The sequence below is a fragment of the Nevskia soli genome, from assembly GCF_903970205.1.
Lineage (GTDB): Bacteria > Acidobacteriota > Terriglobia > Bryobacterales > Bryobacteraceae > Bog-113.
This window is the reverse complement of record NZ_CAJCHS010000379.1, coordinates 1-6,823: the sequence shown is the minus strand read 5'-3', so window position 1 is coordinate 6,823 and position 6,823 is coordinate 1. Positions and strand designations below refer to the sequence as shown.

The 6,823-nt window shown below is 62.5% G+C and carries 5 protein-coding genes; 4 read left to right on the top strand and 1 reads right to left on the bottom strand.

What is annotated here, in order from left to right:
- On the bottom strand, nt 1-1,379 hold a 1,379-nt coding region (locus tag H1Y01_RS16475; protein ID WP_180541601.1), incomplete at its 3' end, for a class I tRNA ligase family protein.
- A 95-nt stretch (nt 1,380-1,474) separates the two neighbouring features.
- On the opposite strand from H1Y01_RS16475, the gene H1Y01_RS16470 reads away from it, so the two are divergent.
- From H1Y01_RS16470 to H1Y01_RS16455, 4 genes are all read left to right on the top strand, one after another.
- Complete coding sequence (locus H1Y01_RS16470) at nt 1,475-1,786, top strand: helix-turn-helix domain-containing protein (RefSeq protein ID WP_180541600.1); 312 nt, start codon at nt 1,475-1,477, stop codon at nt 1,784-1,786.
- 156 nt (nt 1,787-1,942) lie between these two features.
- Nucleotides 1,943-2,194 (top strand): hypothetical protein, encoded by a 252-nt coding sequence (locus tag H1Y01_RS16465; protein WP_180541599.1) that lies wholly within the window; start codon nt 1,943-1,945, stop codon nt 2,192-2,194.
- 347 nt (nt 2,195-2,541) lie between these two features.
- On the top strand, nt 2,542-4,542 hold the full coding sequence (locus tag H1Y01_RS16460) for an HAD-IIIC family phosphatase (protein ID WP_180541598.1): 2,001 nt from the start codon (nt 2,542-2,544) through the stop codon (nt 4,540-4,542).
- The coding region (locus H1Y01_RS16455; RefSeq protein WP_180541597.1) for a glycosyltransferase family 4 protein at nt 4,542-6,823 on the top strand (2,282 nt) is incomplete at its 3' end. The genes H1Y01_RS16460 and H1Y01_RS16455, both read left to right, overlap by 1 nt.

Below are 6,823 nucleotides of genomic sequence, written 5' to 3'. Positions count from 1 at the left end.
TCGCCCCATTCCGGCATCCAGCGCACCGTCTTGATCGCATCGAGCGCGCGTTGGCGCAGATGATTGCGGTCCATGCCGATGAACCACTGCTCGGTGGCGCGGAAAATCGTCGCGTTGTGGCAGCGCCAGCAATGCGGATAGCTGTGCTCGATCTTCTGCCGCGCCAGCAGCGCGCCGTTCGCTTTCAGGATTTCGATGATGACCGGGTTGGCTTGCCAGACAGTCTTGCCGAGAATCTCGGGCGGCAGGGGACCCGTTCCGGCGGGCTCATACATCTTGCCGGAGCCATCGACGGGACAGTAAACCGGCAGTCCGTACTTCTGGCCGACGACGTAATCTTCCTGGCCATGACCCGGAGCTGTATGCACCGCGCCGGTGCCTTGTTCCAGCGTTACGTGATCCGCCAGGATGCCGAGGGAATCGCGATCCAGAAATGGATGCCGGAAGATCGCGCGTTCGAGCTGCGCGCCGGGGAACGTCGCTACGATGGCGCCTTCGGTCCAGCCGCAGCGCTCGGCCGTCGCGGCGAGCAGTTCCTGAGCGACGATGTACGTGTCGCCTGTCGTGTCCCCGGAAGCCGTCTCAAACGCCGCGTACGGATACTTCGGATGGAACGCGATTCCGAGGTTAGCCGGTAGGGTCCATGGTGTCGTCGTCCAGATCAGCGCGAACACGCGCTTGCCGCCGAGTGCGGCGTCGATCGTTGCCGGATCGGAAGCTAGCGCAAACCGCACCCAAACCGACGGACTGCTGTGGTCCTCGTACTCGACCTCAGCCTCGGCCAGCGCGGTGCGATCGTGGATGCACCAATGCACCGGCTTCAGGCCTTTGTACACGTAGCCTTTGTCGAGAAAATCGACGAACGCGCCCGCGATGACGGACTGATACTGCGGGCTCATGGTCAGGTACGGATCGTTCCAGCGGCCTAAGATCCCGAGCCGCTCGAACTGCTTCGTCTGCGTCGCAACCCATTTCGCGGCATATTTCCGGCACTCCTGGCGGATTTCGGCGACCGACATCTTCGCCTTCTTCGATCCCAGGAGCTGGTCGACTTTGAACTCGATGGGCAGTCCGTGGCAGTCGAACCCGGGCACATAGGGCGTATCGAACCCCGCCATGGTGCGCGACTTCATCATGAAGTCTTTGAGGATCTTATTGAATGCGTGGCCGATATGGATATCGCCGTTGGCGTAGGGCGGTCCGTCGTGCAGGATGTACGTGGGCCGCCCGGCGCGCGCGTTGCGAATCTGGCCGTAGAGATCCTCATCCGACCAACGGGCGAGCATGCGCGGCTCGCTTTGCGTAAGGTTGGCCTTCATGCTGAAATCTGTGCGTGGCAGGTTCAGCGTCTGCTTCAGATCGACGGACGAAGATTCCATGTGATGTCTTGGAACTCTTATTATCGCTTGTGGGGTGAGGCGGACTGCACCTATTTGCGGCAAATCGTCGCGCATTTGAAAGGAGCGCAGTAGCCATGGCCAAAAAAGCCGGCGCAAAGAAGACAAAGTTCGGTGCAGACCTAATTGAGGGAATGAAGCTGGTTCTGGCGCATGATCGGGGTGAGGTCGAGTTGGAGCAAGTTTGGCCGAAGCCGATCGACGTTAAGGCCATTCGCAAGCGCGTGAAGATGTCTCAGGCGGAATTCTCGCGAGCCTACTGTATAAGCAAGCGCGCGCTGCAGGAATGGGAGCAGGGCGGGCGGCAACCGGATTCGGCCGCGCGCGCCTATCTGACTGTGATAGCGAAAGAGCCGGCTATTGTGCGGCGAGCGCTGGCCAGAGAGTAACGAACAGACAAGTATCCGGGCGACCGGTCGCGCACGGCAAGCCTTTCTTGCTCCGCATCAGGTAAGATTTCTTTTCTACAGGTGACTGAATTCGTCAGGACGCGCTGTAACGGAGCCGACTCTTGCGTCCCGGCGGCACGTGTCTGCGGGCCTCCGATGTGCGCCGCCTTATTGCTATTCAGTCTGTCGTCCGCCCAGGCCCAGCGCATTTCCGTCTCGCCCGATCGGCCCTGGCAACCGCCGCCGGGATTCAGTTCGGAGCAGCAGCACGCGGCGGATCGCGATCCGCGCACGCCGATCGATCCTCGTCACCAATACTCTTTGCCCGAGCTGATCGATCTCGCGGAACGCCACAGCCCCACCACGCGCGCTGCCTGGGAAAACGCACGAGCGGCCGGCATGTTGTGAACTGCTAGGAATGGCCCAGAAAATGCGTCCTCTAAAAGACGAGTTGAAAGACCTCTAAGCTGTGACGGTTTCCGTTTCGATGGAGGTGTGCACGACGTTGACTATGTCGATTATCACTGACGCTATCGGAACTTGAAAACGGGAAGCGCGGCAAGTCGCCTCAAAATGGCCGTGAGGATTTCTGAAGTTTTCGGACGAAGCGAAGAAGGATGGCTCGTGCAACAGGCTCAATATGACCTGGCGCAGGTGCGTCGCGAGCGTATCAAGCTGAAACGGCTCGAGTTCGCCTAGTAGCACGCTTGGCCGGTATCAAGAATCGCCCACATCGCTATTTACACTGAAGTGGAATGCCCGCCGTGCGCCTCGTTATCAGCGCCAGTTTCACCGCCGAACTTCTTCGCGAGCCGCTCGAATATCTGTTCCAGTTGTTGGGTTGGGATGCGTCGGTCGTCTTCGCTCCGTTTGCGCAGGTGCATCAGACGTTGCTTGATCCGCACGGTCCGTTCGCGGTGCATGGGAGCGGTGACTTCGCGCGAGTGAACGTCATGTTGGTCCGGGCGGGCGATTGCGGAGAGGCGGAAGAACTTGCCGCGGCGCTGCGGTCATCCTTTGAGAATCATGGGGCGCGTTTGATCGTCGGCGTCACACCGCCGAACGGGAACAATCTTGAAGCGGAGCTGCGAACGCGTTGGACTGGCGGAAGCTATGTCGACACCGCGCTCTACCCGGTCGAAGAGATTTACGATCCGCATGCGGAGGCGCTCGGAGCGATTCCTTATACCGCCGAATACTTCGCCGCGCTGGCGCTGTCCATCCTGCGAGAAGTGCATCGGCTGCACGCAACGCCGGTTAAGGTCATCGCGCTCGACTGCGACGACACGTTGTGGAGCGGCGTTTGCGGCGAGGATGGCCCGCTGGGCGTCGTTGTGGATCCGCCGCGCCGCCGGTTGCAGGAGTTCATGGCGCAGCAGCGTGCCAGGGGTCGCGTGCTGGCGCTCGCCAGTAAGAACAACGAGACCGATGTGGTTGAGACGTTTCGCGCGCATCCCGACATGCCGCTGCGGCTTGCGGATTTCGTGGCGCGGCGCGTGAATTGGGAGCCGAAGTCGGTCGGGCTGGACGCGATCGCGTCGGAACTGAGGCTGGGGCTCGATAGTTTCGTGTTCGTGGATGACAACCCGATGGAGGCGGCGGAGGTTCGGGCGGAGTGGCCCGAGGTGGCTGCCATCGCGCTGCCGCCGATCGCGGACGAGATCCCCGAGTTTCTGAGGCATGTCTGGGTGTTCGACGACGCGGCGATCGCGGTGACCGGCGAAGACCAGCGCCGCACGGAAGCTTATGCGGAACAGGCGCAGCGCGCGGATTGGGAGCGGCAGGCGCGCAATCTGGACGAGTTCATCGCCGGCTTGAAGCTGGAGATTGCGTTCCGCGAGATTCGTCAGGAGCACTTGGCGCGAGCCGCGCAGCTGACGCAGCGCACGAATCAGATGAATACGACCACGCGCCGTCGCAACGAAGCGGAAGTCGCGGCGTTTCTCCGTGAAGGAAGCGGGTTTGTCGTCGAGGTGCGCGATCGATTCGGCGACTACGGCATCGTCGGATTGGTGTTGTTTACCGAAGAGCGCGGCGAAACGGAAGTCGATACGTTTCTGCTGAGTTGCCGTGCATTGGGGCGCGGTGTTGAGCATGCCATGCTGCGCCGACTCGGCGAGAGGGCCGACACCGTCCATGTGCAGTTCGCCGGCACCGCACGGAACGCACCGGCTTACCGCTTCCTCAAGAGCGTCCGCAAGAGCGCCGGCGATGAGCCGTTTCGTTTTCGCGGCGTGGATTTGGCCGGACTCCGGTACGAAGCCGGCAAGTCGCTGCCTCACGATGTCGAGCCCGTGCCGCCCACCGCACCGCAAAGCCGACGCGCGCCGGATTACACGGCCATTGCTCAGTTGCGCGCGCCTGCCGATCTACTCGCCGCAATCCGTCGCGGGAAGATGACCCCGCATACGGCGCACGGGCAGCCGCGAACCGATCTGGAGCGGCGCCTTTGCGTTCTCTGGGCGGAGCTGCTCGCCGTCGCGGAAGTCGGCATCCACGATAACTTCTTCGATCTCGGCGGCCATTCGCTGCTTGCCGTGCAGCTGGCTTCCCGATTGCATCAGGACCTTGGCGTGGATTTGCCGCTCGAAGTTGTTTATACCGGGACGCTGACCGTTGCCGAACTCGCGCACTCGATCGAGTTGTTCGAAGTCGGCCACGCCGATGACCCGGAGTACGCGGCGCTGCTCGCCGAAATCGAGAACCTCACGGAAGAGGAAGCGCAGCGGATGCTCGAAAACGAGCTGCGCGGCTAATGCGGATCCTGCTGACGTCGAACGCGTCGTTCGTTCCGCCGCGGGGCGGTTCGACGCGTTCAAATGCGGTGTGGCTCGAATATCTGGCGTGGCGCGGGCATCCGTGCCGCGTGGTCTGCAGCGCCGCGCCGGGCGAAGTAGAGCGCGTGCGATCGGAGGCCGGCAGCCAGGGATTTGTGGTCGATCCGGATCGCGAGCGCGACGACATCGTGCTGCCGAGCGGGATCGTGGTGAGTTCCATCCGCGATCTCGTACGCCGTACGGGAGCTCTGACTGCGGCGATTCGGGAGTTCGGGCCGGACTGGGTTTTCGTTTCGTCGGAGGACATCGGGCACGCGCTGCTGCGTGAGGCCGACGAGGCCGCGCCGGGGCGGATCATCTATCTCGCGCACACGCCGCAGTTCCTTCCGTTCGGTCCGGAGAGTTGGAGCCCGGATGCGCATGCCGCCGCGCGCGCGCGCCGGGCCGCTGCCGTCGTCGTCATCGGGAAACACATGGCCGGATACGTCGAGCGGCATCTGGGTGTCCGGCCGCATGTGATTCCACCCGCGGTTTATGGACCTGGGCCTTGGGACAACTTCGCGCGTTTCGATCATGGCGACGTGCTGATGGTGAATCCTTGCGCGGTGAAGGGAATCAGCTTATGCGCAGCTGTCGCGCGTGCGATGCCGTCTGTATCGTTCGCCGCGCTGCCGGGTTGGGGAACGACAAGTGACGATCGCACGCTGCTTGCTTCGCTCCCCAACGTGAAATTGCTCCCGCCCGTCCGTCACATCGAAGAAGTGCTGGAGCGGACGCGCGTGCTGCTGATGCCTTCGCTCTGGTACGAGGGATTCGGGTTGATCGCGATGGAAGCGATGCTGCGCGGAATCCCGGTGATCGCGAGCGATTCGGGCGGGCTGATCGAGGCCAAGCACGGAACCGGATATGTGCTGCCCGTGAATCCGATCGTCGAGTATCGAGCGGAGTTCGATGAAGTGCGGATGCCGCGCCCCGTGATTCCTCCCCAGGATGCCGGGCAGTGGGTGAAGGCGCTGCGCGAGCTGACCGGCGATCGTACGGTGTACGAGCGCGAATCGGAGCGATCGCGGGAAGCCGCGCTGGAGTTCGTGCAGGGAATCGATCCGGGCGCCATCGAGAAGATGCTGGTCGGTTTACGGCCCGGAATGCGGGGCGGTATGCGAATTTTGCTGGCGCACAACTCGCTTTATTTTCCGTCGCACGGCGGCGGCGATAAATCGAACCGGCTGCTGATGGAAGCGCTGGTCGCGTGTGGGCACGAGGTTGAAGTATTCGCTCGTTTGGAGACGTTCAGCGAGGAAACTGAGCAGAGCTTCGTGGCCGAGCTTGCGGCGCGCGGCACACCGATTGAATCCGAGGAGAACGGTGTGATCGGGTTCACGCGTAACGGTGTGCGCGTATTTACGTCGGCCAACAATCCGAAGCTGCGGAACCTCTTTGCCGACCGTATTGCGGCGTTCGATCCCGATGTGATTCTCTGTTCCACCGACGACCCCGGCGCGCTGTTGCTGGAAGTCGCGCTGCGAGCGCCGCGGGCGCGCGTCGTGTATCTGGTGCGGGCGACCGTGGCCGTACCGTTCGGGCCGGACTGCGCGTTTCCCAACCCGGCGAAGACTGAGATGATCGGGCGCGTCGATTCAATCATCGGCGTGAGCGAGTACGTGGCCGAGTATGTGCGGCGATGGGGTGGCTTCTCTGCGATTCATGTGCCGATCTCGCTGCTGGAACCCGGCGATTACTCGGCGATGGGGCGGTTTGAAAATCGCTATGTGCTGATGGTGAATCCGTGCGCCGTGAAGGGCGTTTCAATATTTGCAGCACTGGCGGAAGCGATGCCGGATCTCGAGTTCGCGGCCGTGCCGACGTGGGGTACGAATGCCGACGATCTGGCGCTGTTGCGCGGTCACGTCAACATTACCTTGTTCGATCCGGTCGATGACATCGCGGTCTTTTTGCGGCAGACGAAGGTGGTGCTGGTGCCCTCGGTGTGGGCCGAGGCGCGCTCGCGCATGGTGGTGGAGGCGATGATTCGCGGGATCCCGGTGATCGCCAGCGATGTCGGCGGCTTGCATGAAGCGAAGCTGGGCGTTCCGTATCTGTTGCCGGTGAATCAGATTCAGCGGTACCACGCGCGAGTGGACGCGAACATGGTTCCGGTGGCGGAGGTGCCGCCGCAGGATATCGGGCCGTGGAAGAAAGCGCTGCGCGAGCTGGTGACCGATCGCGAGCTTTATGACCAGATTTCGCGGCAGTCACGCGA